At 66.1% G+C, this 16,577-nt stretch carries 14 protein-coding genes; 7 read left to right on the plus strand and 7 right to left on the minus strand.

Features of this window, described 5'->3' with window-relative positions:
- Positions 1-14: 14 nt before the first annotated feature.
- A complete protein-coding gene (locus ACSYHF_RS04150) occupies positions 15-482 on the minus strand; it encodes a DUF2127 domain-containing protein (protein WP_005415426.1) in 468 nt (155 codons plus the stop codon).
- Between the two features lie 11 nt (positions 483-493).
- Positions 494-2,341 (minus strand): translational GTPase TypA, encoded by a 1,848-nt coding sequence (gene typA / locus ACSYHF_RS04155; RefSeq protein ID WP_005415427.1) that lies wholly within the window; start codon positions 2,339-2,341, stop codon positions 494-496.
- Positions 2,342-2,613: 272 nt separating this feature from the next.
- On the opposite strand from typA, the gene ACSYHF_RS04160 reads away from it, so the two are divergent.
- The 6 genes from ACSYHF_RS04160 to ACSYHF_RS04185 all read left to right on the plus strand — a co-directional run bounded on the left by ACSYHF_RS04160 (position 2,614) and on the right by ACSYHF_RS04185 (position 9,300).
- Positions 2,614-3,105 carry a peptidylprolyl isomerase gene (locus ACSYHF_RS04160; protein ID WP_005408225.1) on the plus strand — a complete coding sequence of 164 codons (492 nt, stop codon included), beginning with the start codon at positions 2,614-2,616 and terminating at the stop codon, positions 3,103-3,105.
- A 117-nt stretch (positions 3,106-3,222) separates the two neighbouring features.
- Positions 3,223-4,209, plus strand: coding sequence for a malate dehydrogenase (locus tag ACSYHF_RS04165; protein WP_447576099.1), 987 nt, complete (start codon positions 3,223-3,225; stop codon positions 4,207-4,209).
- A 122-nt stretch (positions 4,210-4,331) separates the two neighbouring features.
- A complete protein-coding gene (locus tag ACSYHF_RS04170) occupies positions 4,332-4,946 on the plus strand; it encodes an RluA family pseudouridine synthase (protein WP_111128987.1) in 615 nt (204 codons plus the stop codon).
- Positions 4,947-5,599: 653 nt separating this feature from the next.
- On the plus strand, positions 5,600-7,480 hold the full coding sequence (gene prpE / locus ACSYHF_RS04175; protein WP_005415430.1) for a propionate--CoA ligase: 1,881 nt from the start codon (positions 5,600-5,602) through the stop codon (positions 7,478-7,480).
- A gap of 214 nt (positions 7,481-7,694) precedes the next feature.
- Entirely contained in the window at positions 7,695-8,198 is a 504-nt protein-coding gene (locus ACSYHF_RS04180; RefSeq protein ID WP_005415431.1) for a hypothetical protein, read from the plus strand.
- Positions 8,199-8,244: 46 nt separating this feature from the next.
- Positions 8,245-9,300, plus strand: coding sequence for a suppressor of fused domain protein (locus tag ACSYHF_RS04185; protein ID WP_005415432.1), 1,056 nt, complete (start codon positions 8,245-8,247; stop codon positions 9,298-9,300).
- Between the two features lie 93 nt (positions 9,301-9,393).
- Here ACSYHF_RS04185 and ACSYHF_RS04190 read toward each other — a convergent pair whose 3' ends face one another.
- The 5 genes from ACSYHF_RS04190 to ACSYHF_RS04210 all read right to left on the minus strand — a co-directional run bounded on the left by ACSYHF_RS04190 (position 9,394) and on the right by ACSYHF_RS04210 (position 14,959).
- A complete protein-coding gene (locus tag ACSYHF_RS04190; RefSeq protein ID WP_100477630.1) occupies positions 9,394-10,005 on the minus strand; it encodes a glutathione S-transferase N-terminal domain-containing protein in 612 nt (203 codons plus the stop codon).
- Positions 10,006-10,089: 84 nt separating this feature from the next.
- On the minus strand, positions 10,090-10,548 hold the full coding sequence (locus tag ACSYHF_RS04195) for a cell wall hydrolase (RefSeq protein ID WP_004154513.1): 459 nt from the start codon (positions 10,546-10,548) through the stop codon (positions 10,090-10,092).
- A gap of 297 nt (positions 10,549-10,845) precedes the next feature.
- Positions 10,846-12,876, minus strand: a complete 2,031-nt coding sequence (locus ACSYHF_RS04200; protein WP_197598404.1) for an FAD-dependent oxidoreductase — start codon at positions 12,874-12,876, stop codon at positions 10,846-10,848.
- A 271-nt stretch (positions 12,877-13,147) separates the two neighbouring features.
- Positions 13,148-13,780, minus strand: a complete 633-nt coding sequence (yczE, locus tag ACSYHF_RS04205; protein WP_139726767.1) for a membrane protein YczE — start codon at positions 13,778-13,780, stop codon at positions 13,148-13,150.
- Positions 13,781-13,939: 159 nt separating this feature from the next.
- Positions 13,940-14,959 carry a zinc-binding alcohol dehydrogenase family protein gene (locus ACSYHF_RS04210; RefSeq protein ID WP_005415436.1) on the minus strand — a complete coding sequence of 340 codons (1,020 nt, stop codon included), beginning with the start codon at positions 14,957-14,959 and terminating at the stop codon, positions 13,940-13,942.
- Between the two features lie 357 nt (positions 14,960-15,316).
- On the opposite strand from ACSYHF_RS04210, the gene ACSYHF_RS04215 reads away from it, so the two are divergent.
- The gene (locus tag ACSYHF_RS04215; protein ID WP_005415437.1) at positions 15,317-16,408 is read left to right on the plus strand and encodes an OmpA family protein; all 1,092 of its coding nucleotides are present in this window, start codon (positions 15,317-15,319) and stop codon (positions 16,406-16,408) included.
- The last annotated feature ends 169 nt before the right edge of the window (positions 16,409-16,577 follow it).

A 16,577-nucleotide genomic window follows, 5' to 3' on the forward strand; every position in this document is an offset into this window, starting at 1 on the left:
AGTGTAGCCGGTGCTCAGCGGTGGCGCTTGCGCAGGTCGCGGGCGAGAACGTAGACCACGATCAGGTTGATCGCCAGGATCGTCCACGACGGCCAGCCGGGGTGGCGGATGATCGCGAAGATGTCGAAGGGCAGGTACAGCGAGGCAGTCAGGCAGCCCAGCCAGGAGGCCCAGGCCTTGGCCCGCCACAAGCCCCAGGCTTCGACCAGGTGCAGCAGGCCGTAGCCGATCATCCCCGCCGCGGCCAGGTGGACCGCGTCGGGGCTGATCATATGCAGCAGCGAGGGCAGGGTGCCATGGTCCGGATCCAGGCTGAAACGCCGGATCAGGACCATGATGCCGTGCCGAAGCGGCTGCGGTCCGAGCACTTCCAGCCCGGTGGCGGCCAACAGCGCCAGCATCGCCTTGCTCGCTTCGAGCAGGGCGATGACGTGCAGACCTGGATGCCGGTGTGGATCCGGGTTGTAGCCGCTCTGGTTCACGGGGTGCTGGCTCAGCCGCCGCGCGAAGCCTTCTTGCGGTCGCTCTCGGTCAGGAACTTCTTGCGCAGGCGGATCTCCTTCGGGGTGATCTCGACCAGCTCGTCGTCTTCGATGAAGTCCAGGGCCTGTTCCAGCGAGTACTTGATCGCCGGGGTCAGCTGGATCGCATCGTCCTTGCCCGAAGCGCGCATGTTGGTCAGCGGCTTGGTCTTGATCGCGTTGACGGTCAGGTCGTTGTCCTTGGAGTGGATGCCGACCAGCTGACCTTCATACACGTTGTCGCCTTCGGCAGCGAAGAGCTTGCCGCGTTCCTGCAGCGGACCCAGCGAGTAGGCCGGGGTGACGCCCGGCGCATTGGCGATCATCACGCCGTTGATGCGCTTGGCGATGGCGCCCTGTTCCTTCGGGCCGTAGTGGTCGAACACGTGGAACAGCAGGCCCGAACCCTGGGTCAGGGTCTTGAACTCGTTCTGGAAGCCGATCAGGCCACGGGCCGGGATCTGGTACTCCAGGCGCACGCGGCCCTTGCCGTCCGATTCCATGTTCTTCAACTGGCCCTTGCGGGTGCCCAGCTTTTCCATCACGCCGCCCTGGTGGATTTCTTCGATGTCCACCACCAGCTGCTCGATCGGCTCCATCAGCTGGCCGTCGATTTCCTTGATGATCACTTCCGGGCGCGACACAGCCAGCTCGTAGCCTTCGCGGCGCATGTTCTCGATCAGCACCGACAGGTGCAGTTCGCCACGGCCGGAGACCAGGAACTTGTCGGCGTCTTCCAGCTGCTCGACCTTCAGGGCCACGTTGTGGACCTTTTCACGGTCCAGGCGGTCCTTGATCTGGCGGCTGGTCAGGAACTTGCCACCGGACAGGTCCTTGTTGCCGGCGAACGGCGAATTGTTCACCTGGAAGGTCATCGAGATGGTCGGCTCGTCGACGGTCAGCGCAGGCAGGGCTTCCGGGAAGTCCGGTGCGCAGATGGTATCGGAGATGGTCAGCTCCTGGATGCCGGAGATGGCCACGATGTCGCCGGCCTCGGCCGAATCCTGCTCGATGCGCTCCAGGCCCATGAAGCCCAGCACCTGCAGCACCTTGCCGTTGCGCTTCTTGCCTTCACGGTCAATGACCGCGACCTGCATGTTCTTCTTCAGGGTGCCGCGCTGGATGCGGCCGATGCCGATCACGCCCACGAAGTTGTTGTAGTCCAGCTGGCTGATGCGCATCTGGAACGGGCCTTCCGGGTCCACTTCCGGCTTCGGCGCGTGCTGCATGATCGCTTCGTACAGCGGGGTCATGTCGCCGTCGCGCACGGTGTCTTCCAGGCCCGCGTAGCCGTTCAGGCCCGAGGCGTAGACGATCGGGAAATCCAGCTGCTCGTTGGTGGCACCGAGCTTGTCGAACAGGTCGAAGACCTGGTCGATCACCCACTCCGGACGGGCGCCCGGACGGTCGACCTTGTTGACCACGACGATCGGCTTGAAGCCCATCGCGAAGGCCTTCTGGGTCACGAAGCGGGTCTGCGGCATCGGGCCGTCCATCGCATCGACCAGGATCAGCACGGTGTCGACCATCGACAGCACGCGCTCGACCTCACCGCCGAAGTCGGCGTGGCCGGGGGTGTCGACGATGTTGATCCGGTTCTTGATGCCGGTCTTCTTGTCTTCCCAGGTGATGGCGGTGTTCTTGGCCAGGATGGTGATGCCGCGTTCCTTTTCCTGGTCGTTGCTGTCCATCACGCGCTCGGCGAGGACGGTGCGCTCGGACAGGGTGCCGGACTGCTTCAGCAGCTGGTCGACCAGGGTGGTCTTGCCATGGTCGACGTGGGCGACGATGGCGATGTTGCGAAGATTTTCGATGGACATACGAAAGGGGGCCAGTCGGCGCCGGATTTGGAAAAAGAAGTCCAACATTATACGTCGAACTTGACGATTCGCGAAAAGGTGGATTTCACGCCGGCCAAACGGCCCATTCAGCTGGCTGTCCGCCGCTTCGGCCGAGGTCGCCAGGACGGGCCCCCCGGCTCACCTTCCGCTGGCTGAAGGCGGGGGCTCCACCGATGGTCGAAGGCACCGCCGCCACGAGGCAGGTGTAAACTAGGTGGCTAGACGCATTCCCCTTTGCACCAAGGATCTTCATGTCCCTCATCGCCACTTTCGACACCACCCAGGGCCCGATCAAGGTCGAGCTTTTCGCCGACAAGGCGCCGCTGACCGTGGCCAACTTCGTGAACCTGGTCAAGCACGGCTTCTATGACGGCCTGATCTTCCACCGCGTGATCGCCGACTTCATGATCCAGGGCGGCTGCCCGCAGGGTCGTGGCACCGGCGGGCCGGGCTACAAGTTCGAAGACGAGAAGAATGGCGTGAAGCACGAGGTCGGCTCGCTGTCGATGGCCAACGCCGGCCCGAACACCAACGGCAGCCAGTTCTTCATCACCCACATCAAGACCGATTGGCTGGACGGCCGCCACACCGTCTTCGGCAAGGTCCTGGAAGGCCAGGCCATCGTCGATTCGGTCAAGCAGGGCGACGTGATCCATTCGATCACCCTGGAAGGCGACGTCGACGCCGTGCTGGCCGCCCAGGCCGACCGCGTCGCGGAGTGGAACAAGCACCTCGCCGCCTGACCCCCTTCGAAACGGCCACCCACGGGTGGCCGTTTCCCTGTTCCCCGCCGCCCGCCCGGCCTGCGTGGCCATGCCCGCGGCGTCCCATCAAACGCTTGCAAGCAAGAGGAAACCCCCATGAAAGCACCCGTTCGTGTTGCCGTGACCGGCGCCGCCGGCCAGATCGGTTATGCCCTGCTGTTCCGCATCGCCTCCGGCGAAATGCTGGGCAAGGACCAGCCGGTCATCCTGCAGCTGCTGGAACTGCCGGTCGACAAGGCCCAGGCCGCCCTGAAGGGCGTGATGATGGAGCTGGAAGACTGCGCGTTCCCGCTGCTGGCCGGCATGGTTGGCACCGATGACGCCGAAGTCGCGTTCAAGGACGCCGAAATCGCTCTGCTGGTCGGCGCACGTCCGCGTGGCCCGGGCATGGAGCGCAAGGACCTGCTGCTGGAAAACGCCAAGATCTTCACCGCCCAGGGCGCGGCGCTGAACAAGGTCGCCAGCCGCGACGTGAAGGTGCTGGTGGTCGGCAACCCGGCCAACACCAACGCCTACATCGCGATGAAGTCGGCCCCGGACCTGAAGCCGGAAAACTTCACCGCCATGCTGCGCCTGGACCACAACCGCGCGCTGAGCCAGCTGTCGGCCAAGCTCGGCAAGCCGGTCGGTGGCATGGAGAAGCTGGTCGTGTGGGGCAACCACAGCCCGACCATGTACCCGGACTACCGTTTCGCCACCGCCGACGGCGCCTCGATCGCCGATGCGATCAACGACCAGGAGTGGAACGCCAACACGTTCATCCCGACCGTCGGCAAGCGCGGCGCGGCGATCATCGAAGCCCGTGGCTCGTCCTCGGCCGCTTCGGCCGCCAATGCCGCCATCGACCACGTGCGTGACTGGGTGCTGGGCAGCAACGGCAAGTGGGTCACGATGGGCGTGCCGTCCGACGGTTCCTACGGCATTCCGGAAGGCGTGATCTTCGGTTTCGCGGTGACCACCGAGAACGGCAAGTACACCCTGGTCAAGGATCTGCCGATCGACGACTTCAGCCAGAAGTACATCGACAAGACCCTGGCCGAGCTGGAAGAAGAGCGCGCCGGCGTCGCCCACCTGCTGGGCTGATGCAGGCGGTACCGGCTCCGGTCGGTACGTCTTGCATCAAGGTAGGTACCGACCGCTGGTCGGTACGCAGAAAACGGGGAGGCTTCGGCTTCCCCGTTTTCATTTGGAATTCCTGGAACCGCATGATCCACCTGCACTACATCGACGACGCGCTGCTGGTGGCTGAAAAGCCCGCCGGCCTGCTGTCCGTGCCCGGCCGCAGCGCCGAGAACCAGGACTGCGTCGTCGCGCGCCTGCAGTCGCTGTACCCGGATGCGTTGACCGTGCACCGCCTGGACCAGGTGACTTCCGGACTGCTGCTGCATGCGCGTGGCAAGGACATGCAGGCGGCGTTGTCGATGCAGTTCGAGCAGCGCCGGGTTGGCAAGCGGTATGAAGCCGTCGTGCAGGGTGTGATCGAAAGCGATGCCGGTGAAGTGGACCTGCCGCTGATCGTGGACTGGCCGAACCGGCCGAAGCAGATGGTCGACCATGAGCGTGGCAAGCCGGCGCTGACGCGTTGGCGCGTGCTGGTGCGCGATGTTGAAGCGCGGCGCACGCGCGTGGCGTTGGAACCGATCACCGGCCGCAGCCATCAGCTGCGGTTGCACATGGCCAGTATTGGCCATCCGATTGTTGGCGACGTGCTGTATGACGCGGCACCGGCGCAGCGCGTGCACCTGCATGCGCGCAGCCTGCGGTTCACGCATCCGCTGACGGGCGAGGCGCTCGCGTTCGAGTCCGCGGCTCCGTTCTAGGGGGTCGGCAGGGCTTGCAGCCCTGCACCCGCAGAATCAACGTCAATGTCAAAAGCGGGCTATACGTGGGTTGGCGGGACGGTGTCGGAGTGCGGGGCCGCCGCAAGTACGTCCGTGTAGGCTTGGCAGCCGCATCCATGCGGCTGACACCCCGCACTCCGACACCGCCCCACCTTCGACAGGTTCAGTCGGCTGTTGGTAACGGTGGCCGTTGTTCCGCGCAGCTGTTGGTAGGTGTCGACCTTGGTCGACACGCTTTTTCTGTCAGATATCGAATGAATCATTCACGCATGGCGTGGATCTACCGTGTCGACCAAGGTCGACACCTACCAGAACAATATGCCGTTCCGGCAGATCGCGGAATCTGTCGAAGGCGGGGTGGGTCCGGTGGCGGGAGTGTCCGCGGCATGGATGCCGCGGCCAAGCCCCCATGGACGGGTTTACGGCGTCTCCCGCCACCGGACCCACCCCGCCATCCCCAAGTTAGCCAGCTTCTGCTGTTGCTTCGGCTTCGGCTTCGGCTTCGGCTTCGGCTTCGGCAGGTGCAGGGCGCAGCCCTGCATGAAAAACCCACCCCCTACCAAGGTAGGGCGGCCCGCGCGCCAGCGCCGGACTATCCTCGAACCCATGACTTTGTCTGGGAGGGCTGCGTCATGAACTACGAGGAAACCTACCGTCGCTCGATCGACGAGCCGGAGGCCTTCTGGGGCGAGGAAGCCAAGCGCATCCATTGGCACAAACCGCCGCAGCAGGTGCTCGACTACAGCAACCCGCCGTTCCGGCGCTGGTTCGTCGGCGGCGAAACCAATCTCTGCTACAACGCCGTCGACCGCCACCTGGCAACGCGCGCCGACCAGCTCGCGCTGGTTGCGATTTCCACCGAAACCAACAGCACCCGCGAGATCACCTATCGCCAGCTGTATCGCGAAGTGAACGACTTCGCCGCCGTGCTCAAGCATCTCGGCGTCGGCCACGGTGACCGCGTGGTGATCTACATGCCGAACATGGCCGAAGCCGTGTTCGCGATGCTGGCCTGCGCGCGCATCGGTGCGGTGCACTCGGTGGTGTTCGGTGGCTTCGCCGCGCACAACCTGGCGCTGCGCATCGACGATGCGAAGCCGAAGTTGCTGATCGCAGCGGATGCCGGCATGCGCGGTGGCAAGCTGATTCCGTACAAGCCGATGGTCGACGCGGCCTGCGCCGAAGCGGCGTCGCCTCCGCCACACGTGCTGATCGTCTCGCGTGGGCTGGATGCCGCCGAACCCCGCGTGCCGGGTCGCGACGTGGACTACGCCGCGCTGCGTGCACAGGTTGGTGAAGTCGATGTGCCGGTACAGTGGCTGGAAGCGAGCGAGCCGAGCTACCTGCTGTACACCTCCGGTACTACCGGCAAGCCGAAGGGCGTGCAGCGCGATGTCGGTGGTTACGCGGTGGCGATGGCGCAGTCGATGGAGACCGTGTTCGACTGCAAGCCGGGCCAGGTGATGTTCTCCACTTCCGACGTCGGCTGGGCGGTAGGCCACTCGTACAACGTGTACGGCCCGCTGATCGGTGGCTGCACCTCGTTGCTGTACGAGGGGCTGCCGACGAATCCGGACCCGGGTATCTGGTGGGCGCTGTGCGAACAGTACAACGTGCGCACCATGTTCTCCTCACCCACCGCCATCCGCGTGCTGAAGAAGCATGACGCGGACTTCATCCATCGCCACGACCTGCGCGCCCTGAAGTATCTGTTCCTGGCCGGAGAGCCGCTGGACGAGCCCACCGCGCACTGGATCAGCGAAGCGCTGGGCAAGCCGATCATCGACAACTACTGGCAGACCGAAACCGGCTGGCCGGCACTGACCCTGCTGCCGGGCCTGGAGATGAAGCCGGTGCGCTTCGGTTCACCGGGCTTCCCCAATCTCGGCTACCGGATGAAGGTGATCGACGAGAACACCGGCGAGGAAGTGGCACCGGGGCAGAAGGGCGTGCTGGTGGTGTCGCCGCCCTTGCCGCCGGGTTGCATGAGCACGGTGTGGAACGACGACAGCCGTTTCCTGCAGAGCTACTTCAGCCACTTCAAGGAACTGCTGTACAGCTCGCTGGACTGGGCGATCCGCGATGACGATGGCTATACCTTCATCCTCGGCCGTACCGACGATGTGATCAACGTGGCCGGGCATCGTCTGGGCACGCGCGAGATCGAGGAGGCCATCTCCAGCCATCCGCGCGTGGCCGAGGCTGCCGTGATCGGGGTCAAGGACGAGCTGAAGGGGCAGGTGCCGCTGGTGTTCGTCACCCTCAAGCAGGGGCTTGAAGGCGAGGATCCGGCGCCGGTGGTGGCCGAGATGATGGCGACGGTGACGACTTCGCTTGGTGCGGTCGCGCGCCCGGCGCATGTGCACGTGGTCAACGCGCTGCCCAAGACCCGTTCGGGCAAGCTGCTGCGGCGCTCATTGCAGGCGTTGGCTGAGCAGCGTGACCCGGGCGACCTGTCGACGCTGGACGACCCCAGCGCGCTGGAGGAGATCCGCCGCGCGCTGGGCCGTTGATCCGGTGGTGCCGGCCGCTGGCCGGCCCCCCCTCAATCCCGAGGTTGCCGGCCAGCGGCCGGCACTACCCGCTGCACTTGCGCTAAGCTCGCCCTGTCATCGACCTGCAACACGCGGTGCGCGCCGGGGAATGCGCGCGCCGCCCAGGGGTGGCACACAGGGGGGCGTGCCCGTGAGGGTGCGCCGGCATGGCGCATCAAGGGAGGGGGATGCAATGGCATTGCTGCACGCCAAGACGGCTGCTGGCCGTCAGGAAATCGAAGACCGTGGCCGGCGCCTGCCGGCGGCACTGCGTTCAATCCTGCTGATGGTCGATGGCCATCGCGATGACACCGAACTGCGCGGCTTGTTCGATGGCCTGCGCGCACCTCCGGATGCACTGGAGCAGCTGGCCGCACAGGGACTGATCGAGGTGATCGGCGGGAGCGTAGAGGCCGCTCCGGCGCGTGGCATCAGCACCGGCCGCGAACAGGACCCGGCGCTGTACCAGCAGTTGTACGACGCGATGAGCGAGGCGGTGCGGCGCCATCTGGGGCTGAAGGGCTACTTCATGCAGTTGAAGATCGAACGCTGCACCGATGCGCTGGCGTTGGAACGCCTTTGCCCGGAACTGCTGGCGGCGGTGGGCAAGGCGCGCAGCCCGGCGCTGGCCCAGCGCTGGTGGCAGGAAACCCAGTCCGCCGTAGTAAACGCTGGCAAAGAGGTCGTGCAGGCCTGAGCCACCGCGTAAAGTGATCGGTTCACTTCCCCACAAGGAGTTCCGCGTGCAGGACGACCACGATGACACCGACACCCCCGGCTGGGACGCGATCAATGCGGCGCTTTCGCCGCTGTATGCCGGGCAGGAGCCGCGACACTACGGCACCGCGCTTCCCTACACGCTCGGCGGCCAGGATCCGCTGGATGGCATCAGCGTGTACTGGGCGGATGCGCCGGTTCCGCATTGGCACTACATCACCTACGGTTTCTCCGAGCTGTATGCCAAGGAGAGCAGTGATGCTGCCGCCAGCGGCTATGGTTTCGAGCTGACGTTCCGTCTCGCTGCCGAAGCCGCTGAGAACGCCGACAGCACGCCGCCGGTGTGGCCGATGAACCTGCTGCAGAACCTGGCGCGCTATGTGTTCGGCAGCGGCAACGTGTTCGAGGATGGCCACCATCTGAATGCCAACGGCCCGATCGCACTGGAGACCGACACGCGGTTGTGCCACCTGGCCTTCATTGCCGACCCGCAGTTGCCGGCACGCGACACCGCCAATGGCCACCTGCAGTTCCTGCAGCTGGTCGGATTGACCGATGAGGAAATGGAGGCGGTCAAGCGCTGGTCTACGCGCGGCGTGCTGCAGGCGCTGCAGCCGGCAATGCCGCTGTGGGTCAGCGACCTGCACCGCGGCAACCTGCTGGAGGACCCTGCGCTGGCGGCAGAGGTGCGGGCCGGCAGCGAGCGCGAAGGCTCCAGCACCGGCATGCTGTTCATCGAGACACTGGACTGGCGCCAGGAGGCGGGCATGACCACGCTGGTGCTTGGCGCCGGCCAGGTGGCGAGCGTGTGCGAACTGCTGCCGCTGCGCCTGCGCCACGGCAGATCGCTGGAACTGGTCAGCCGCGAGCGGCAGTGGGAGTTCATCGCGGACGGGGGCGGTGAAGTGGCGGACGTATCCGCCGACAGCGCGCGCTGGTCACTGGACGAGGCGGGCCTGCAGGCCCTGGCAGGGGTGCACTCCGAGCGCGGGGTCTACCCGCTGGCAGGAAGGTTGCGTATCGAGGTGGTGCCGACCTACCTGCGCGATGCCAAGGGGGAAGTGATCCGCCAGATCGGCTGATCGCGCCAATGAAATCGAGGGGGGCGGAGCCGCCTGGTAGCCGATGGGGTCAGATCCGTTCGCCACGCGAACGGCTCTGACCCCTGACCAAGGTCAGGCCAGGCCTTCGGCCTTCAGCGCGGCCTGCACGCCGGCATCGGCGTCCATGCGTGCCTTGTAGGCGGCCAGGTTGTCCAGGCCGGACAGATCAACCTTGGTACCGGCGGCCCAGCGCAGGGTGATGTAGAAGTACGGGTCGGCGAAGCTGCGGAAGCCGGCCAGCCAGGGCTTGTCGGCCAGCTGCCTGTCAGCGGTCTCGAACAGGCCACGCAGGCGCTTGTGCGCGGCGGCGCGGATCGCGTCGTACTGGCTCTCGTCGGCGATGAACTTGCCCGGCGCGAACAGCGGCGAGAAGGCCGGGTGCACGTCGGAATTGACGAAGGCCAGCCAGCGGGTGGCTTCGGCGCGCTGGCGCGGGCTGCCATCACCGCCGAGGCCGGCCTGCGGGAAGCTGTCGGCGATGTAGCCCATGATCGCGGCGTTCTGCAGCAGCACGAAGTCGCCGTCGACCAGTGCGGGAACGGCACCGGCCGGATTGATCTTCAGGAATTCCGGACCCTTCAGGGTGTCCTTGTTCAGCAGTTCAACCTCGAACGGCTGGCCGGTCCACTGCAGGGCGATGTGGTCGGCGGTGGAACAGGCACCGGGCTTGCTGTACAGCTTCATGGGAACTCCAGGTGATGCGGGCGGGAAACGCCCACTATCCCAGAGCCCGGCGGCGGCCGGCAACGCTGCCGCCAGCACGGATCGTTACGATTGCCGCGGCTTGAGGTTCTGCACCTTGTAGAAGGTGTGATCGCCGATGGTCGCCACCTGGTAGGCGTTGCGCCAGTTCGGGCTGGCGATGGACAGCGCGGCGAAGTGGCTGGCACCGGGCACGATCTCGCGGCGTTCGCCGGCCGGCAGCGCCCAGTTGCGCTCGGCGTCGAAAGCCACGTTCATCGCTTCGCTCCACGCCGCGTCATTGCCCAGCTGGGTGCCGGGGGAGACGATGGTCGGTGCGAACTGCTTGCGCGCGGTGACCACCTGGCACATCGAGTCGCCCCACAGGCCACTGTCGAGACGGCGCAGGGCGACCTCGGCAACAGCCTGCTGGCCGCGCAGGGTCTGGTCGCGGGCTTCCAGGTAGACGGTGGTGCTCAAACACAGTGAATCAGCGGCCGGCTGAGGCAACAACTGCGACAGCCAGAGAATCCAGGCCAGTTTCATATAACTCCTTGCTCCGTATGGGCCGCACCCTCCGGTTCCGGCCGCGGGGCGACAGGAGGTGGGGGACGACTTGGCGTCATGGGGAGGCGGCCATCGGGGCCGCCCCGTGGGCAGCCCCAAAAGAAACGATCAGTACCGATCGTGGGGACTGCGCCGGCTCACCGGAAACTGGCTGGTGAGCGGAAAGATGGCGCAAGGTAGGGGGGCATAGCCGAACGCATCGTGAACCGCTCGGCTTGACATTCAGGTTCAACCGGGGTGACGGAAATCACATTCCGTCCCCCATTCAGGCGCTCATCAGAGCGCGGCGGCGACCCGGCTGCCCTGGTCGATGGCGCGTTTCGCATCGAGTTCGGCGGCCACGTCGGCACCGCCGATCAGCTGCGCGTTGATGCCGGCCGCCTGCAGTTCGGCCTGCAGCGTGCGGTTCGGTTCCTGCCCGGCGCAGATCACCACATGGTCGACCGGCAGCAGCTGTTCGCTGCCGTCCACGCGGATGCGCAGGCCCTCGTCGTCCACCCCTAGGTACTCGACGCCACCGAGCATGCGCACGCCCTTGGCCTTCAGCGTGGCGCGATGGATCCAGCCGGTGGTCTTGCCCAGCCGCGCGCCCGGCTTGCCCGGGCTGCGCTGCAGCAGCCACAAGCGTCGCGGTGACGGCTCGACCTCGGGCCGACCCAGCGAGCCGCGTGCCTCGAAGCTGGGGTCCACGCCCCATTCGGCCATCCAGCGCTGCGGATCCAGCGAGGGGGATTCACCGGCGTGGCTGAGGAATTCGCCGACATCGAAGCCGATGCCGCCGGCGCCGATGATCGCCGCATTGGCGCCCACTTCGACCCGTGCCAGCAGCACGTCCAGGTAGCTCACCACCTTGGCGTGATCGGCACCGGGGAAATCGACCTTGCGCGGGGTGATGCCGGTGGCCAGCACCACCTCGTCGAAGCCAGCCAGTTGGGAAGCGTCGACGCGGGTGCCCAGGCGCAGCTGTACGCCGGTCTCCTGCAGCGCGTGGCGGAAGTAGCGCAGGGTCTCGTGGAACTCTTCCTTGCCGGGGATGCGCTTGGCCACGTTGAACTGGCCGCCGATCTCATCATTGGCATCGAACAGGGTGACCTGGTGGCCACGCTGGGCAGCGACAGTGGCGCAGGCCAGGCCGGCGGGGCCGGCGCCGACCACCGCAACCGTCTTCGGCGTAGCAGTGGGACGATAGACCAGCTCGGTCTCGTGGGCGGCGCGCGGATTGACCAGGCAGCTGGCCAGCTTGTTCTCGAACACGTGGTCCAGGCAGGCCTGGTTGCAGGCGATGCAGGTGTTGATCGCCTCCGCGCGGCCGGCACGGGCCTTGTTCGGCCACTGCGGGTCGGCCAGCAGCGGGCGTGCCAGCGACACCATGTCGGCGCCGCCACCGGCCAGGATGCGTTCGGCAACGTCGGGCATGTTGATGCGGTTGGTCGCCACCAGCGGTACCTTCACATGCGGCTTGAGCTTGGCGGTGACGCCGGCAAAGGCCGCGCGCGGCACCGAGGTGGCGATGGTCGGAATGCGCGCTTCGTGCCAGCCGATGCCGGAATTGATGATCGTTGCGCCAGCCGCCTCGATCGCCTGCGCCTGTTGAACGATCTCGTCCCAGTCGCTGCCGTCGTCGACCAGATCCACCAGTGACAGGCGGTAGATGATGATGAAGTCCGGGCCACAGGCCTCGCGGATGCGGCGCACGATCTCGACCGCGAAGCGCATGCGCTGGCGCGCGTCACCGCCCCAGGCATCGGCGCGCTTGTTGGTGCGCGGGGCGATGAACTCGTTGATGAGGTAGCCCTCCGAGCCCATCACTTCCACGCCGTCGTAGCCGGCCTCGCGGGCCAGCTTCGCGCTGCGAGCGTAGTCGGCGATATGGCGCTCTACGCCGCTGGCCGACAATGCGCGCGGGGTGAACGGGTTGATCGGTGCCTTCAGCTTCGACGGTGCCACCGACAACGGGTGGTAGGCATAGCGGCCGGCATGCAGCAACTGCAGGCAGATCTTCGCGCCGTGCTGGTGCGCGGCGGCGGTGAGCTGGCGGTGCGGCCGCACTTCCCAGGGCCAGGACAGCTTGCCACCGAATGGCTTCAGCCAACCGACCACATTGGGCGCGAAGCCGCCGGTGACGATCAGGCCGACGCCGCCCTCGGCGCGCTCGGCGAAGTAGGCCGCCAGCCGTGGGAAGTCGCGGGCGCGATCTTCCAGGCCGGTGTGCATCGAACCCATCAGGACGCGGTTGCGCAGCTGGGTGAAGCCCAGATCCAGCGGGGCGAACAGGTGGGGATAGGCGCTTTCGTTGGCTGGCGACATGGTCGATACGCTTGCGTACGGAAGCGCGAAGCGTGCCGCGAAACGGCGGCCGGGGCAAGGGCCGCTTCTTTGGGAGGGCTGGCCGCTGTCTGACGGTTTGGTAGTGTCGGCCGCTGGCCGGGTGCGCTCGGCACATGCGTGCTGTCGCTCCCGCGTTTCGCTGCGCGAATCGCGGGCCCCACTCACCGGCCTCCAACCCCCCCGCGCCTGCGGCGCTGCCCCCGAACTCCGGGGGCGGTAGTGCCGGCCGCTGGCCGGCATTCCGGTCAACTCAGGGCGATTGCGGTTGCCGGCCAGCGGCCGGCACTACCGGAGCAGGCCGACCGATCCCGAACCAGCCCAGCGTCACTCCGCACAGCGGCCCGATCAGCAGGGCGAAGGCGAGGGTGCCGAGGCCGACATTGCCGCCCAGGCACCAGCCCAGCAGCAGTACGCTGCCTTCGATCAGGCTGCGCACCTTCCAGATCGGCCAGCCGGCACGGGCATGCAGACCGGTCATCAGGCCATCGCGTGGCCCCGGGCCAAGGCGGGCACCGATGTACAGGCCGGTGGCCAGCGCCACCAGCAGCATGCCGGCACAGAACATCGCCACCTGCCAGCCAAGGCCGACGGCCGGCGGCAGCAGCCACAGCCCGAACTGTGCGGAGGGGCCGATCAGCATCACGTTGAGCACGGTGCCGAGGCCCGGCTTCTGCCGCAGGGGCCACCACAGCAGGAGCACCAATGCACCGATGGCATTGGTTGCCAGGCCGAATGACAGCGGCGTCTGCGCGGCGATGCCCTGCGACAGAACATCCCAGGGTGCCACGCCGATGGCGGCGCGGATCATCAGCGAGGCGCCGAAGCCGTACAGGAACAGGCCGGTGATCAATTGCAGCAGGCGCAAGGGCAGGGCGGTGGGCATGGCGGTCCGGGGGGGGGCGGGAATCTGTTTCCACCGTATCGCCGTTTCTGCGTCATCCATAGATACAGATGCCGGCCAATCCGCCGCTACAGGTAGCGTCGATCCCGCGTAGAGGCTGTGGTGTAGAGCCGAGCCCCTGATCGGCTCCGCACTGCGGCGTCAGTCGTCCCAGCCGACCAGCGCCAGCTTGCCCACCGTGCGCCCGCTGGCCAGGCGCTGATGCGCGATGTCCAGGTTGGCCGCATTGATCGTGCCCAGCGTCTCATTGAGCGTACCGCGCAGCTGGCCGGCATCGATCATGCTGGCCGCACGGCTGAGGATGCGGTGCTGTTCGATGCAGTCGGCGGTGGCGAAGCGCGAACGCGCGAACATGAATTCCCAGTGGATGCCGATGCATTTGGCCTTGTAGGGATCGCCGATGCGCAGTGCACCCCGCGGCTCGACGATCAGGCCGACGTGGCCCTGCGGTGCCAGCAGCTGGCCCAGTTCATCCCAGTAGTGGTCGGTGTCGGCCAGATTGAGCGCGACCTGCACCGCATCGATGCCCAGCGCCTGCAACTGGGGCTGCAGTGGCTGCCGATGGTCGATCATATGCGCGGCCCCCATCTGTCGGCACCAGTCGATCGAGGCCTCGCGCGAGGCGGTGGCGATCACCTCGAAACCGGCATGGCGTGCCAGCTGGATCGCCATCGAGCCGACGCCGCCGGCGCCGCCGATCACCAGCAGGTGCTGGCCCACGTGGCGGCGGCCATCGAGCTGCAGCGGCATGCGCTGGAACAGCAGTTCCCAGGCTGTGAGAGTGGTCAGCGGCAGCGCGGCCGCTTCAGCGAAATCGAGCGTGGTCGGCTTGCGCGCGACCAGGCGCTCATCAACCCACTGGTACTGGGCGTTGCAGCCCGGTCGGGTCACGTCACCGGCGAAGTAGACCTCGTCACCGGAGGCGAACAGGCTGGCCTCGTCACCGATGGCTTCGACCACGCCGGCTGCGTCCCAGCCGAGCACCCGGGGAACCTCAAGGGTGGCTGGATCGGTGGCGGCCCGCTGCTTGCCATCGACGGGGTTGACCGAAACCGCTTCGATCCGCACCAGCAGATCGCGGCCGCGAGGAGGCAGCGGCGGTGGCAGGAGGACATCACGCAGGGCGGGCGCGTATTCACGACTCAGGGCGACGGCTTTCATCACGGCTCCGGCTGGGTTCGTGATCCCATCATAAGGTTCCTCACGTTTCCTCAGACGCGCTGAACCGTGTGATGCAGCACGTTGCGCAATATGTCGCTTCTCGCACCTAAACCCCGTCAAACCCTTGCAGCGTGTGGGTCTTGCGGATTTTCATCATCCTGTATAGGGTTTCAACGTCGGACCGGTGGACGGTCGGGCGCAACACTTCACATGTTACGGGACTGTTAACATGGCCTTCACCCGCCTGAGCATAATGTTCGCGGCGGTGGCGTGCTGAATCGGCTGTCGAACATCGACGCACTAGTGCTGGCCCATGCCTCTACCGGTTTCATACCCCCGAAATAGGAGCTGTATTCAATGAACAAGAAGATCCTTACTGCCGCGCTGCTGGGCGGCCTGGCTTTCGCCCAGGCAGCTTCTGCGCAGGAGTTCGATGACCGCTGGTACCTGACCGGTTCGGCCGGCTTCAACTTCCAGGACAGCGACCGTCTGACCAATGACGCTCCGTTCGTGACCCTGGGCCTGGGTAAGTTCATCAGCCCGAACTGGTCGCTGGACGGTGAGCTGAACTACCAGAACCCGAACTTCGACAGCAACCAGGACCTGAACTGGTCGCAGTACGGCATCTCGCTGGACCTGCGTCGCCACTTCATCAAGGAAGGCCGCGGCTGGAACCCGTACATCGTCGGTGGCCTGGGCTACCAGAAGTCGGAAGAAGAGTACGCTGCGCTCGACAACAACGGCCCGCGCCAGCGTAAGGACGGCAATGTTGCTGCCAAGCTGGGCGTCGGCCTGCAGACCACCTTCGACAAGCGCGTTGCTGTCCGCGCCGAAGTGGCCTACCGCGCTGACTTCGACGACCAGAGCATCGCCGCACGTGACGAAAGCTGGTTCGGCGACGTGCTGGCTTCGGTCGGCGTCGTGATCCCGCTGGGCCCGGCTCCGGTCGCGGCTGCTCCGGCTCCGGCTCCGGTTGCCCCGAGCTGCGCCGACCTGGACGACGACGGTGACGGCGTCAACAACTGCGACGACAAGTGCCCGAACTCGCAGCCGGGTCAGACCATCGGTCCGGACGGTTGCCCGGTTCCGGTCTCCATCGACCTGAAGGGCGTCAACTTCGACTTCGACAAGTCGAACCTGCGTCCGGACGCCGTGGCGATCCTGAGCGAAGCCACCGAGATCCTGAAGCGTTACCCGGATCTGCGCGTTGAAGTTGCCGGTCACACCGACTCGAAGGGTACCGACGCTTACAACCAGAAGCTGTCGGAGCGTCGTGCTACCGCCGTGTACAACTACCTGACCAAGAACGGCGTTGACGCCGGTCGCCTGGTCGGCCCGATCGGCTACGGCGAGAGCCGTCCGATTGCTCCGAACACCAACCCGGATGGTTCGGACAACCCGGAAGGTCGCGCCAAGAACCGTCGTACCGAGCTGAACGTCCAGAACTAAGTTCTGACGCTCTGCCCGTAGGACACAGCAGGACCCGGCTTCGGCCGGGTCTTGTTGTTTCTGCGGGCAGGACGCTCGCCTGTGACGGGGCAAGGCAACCGTTCGTCGGTCTTTTGTCCGTAAAACCAATAAGTTGTCGTATTCATTGAAAGTGGCGCTTGAAAGCTGA

Source organism: Stenotrophomonas maltophilia group sp. P373, from assembly GCF_053295075.1.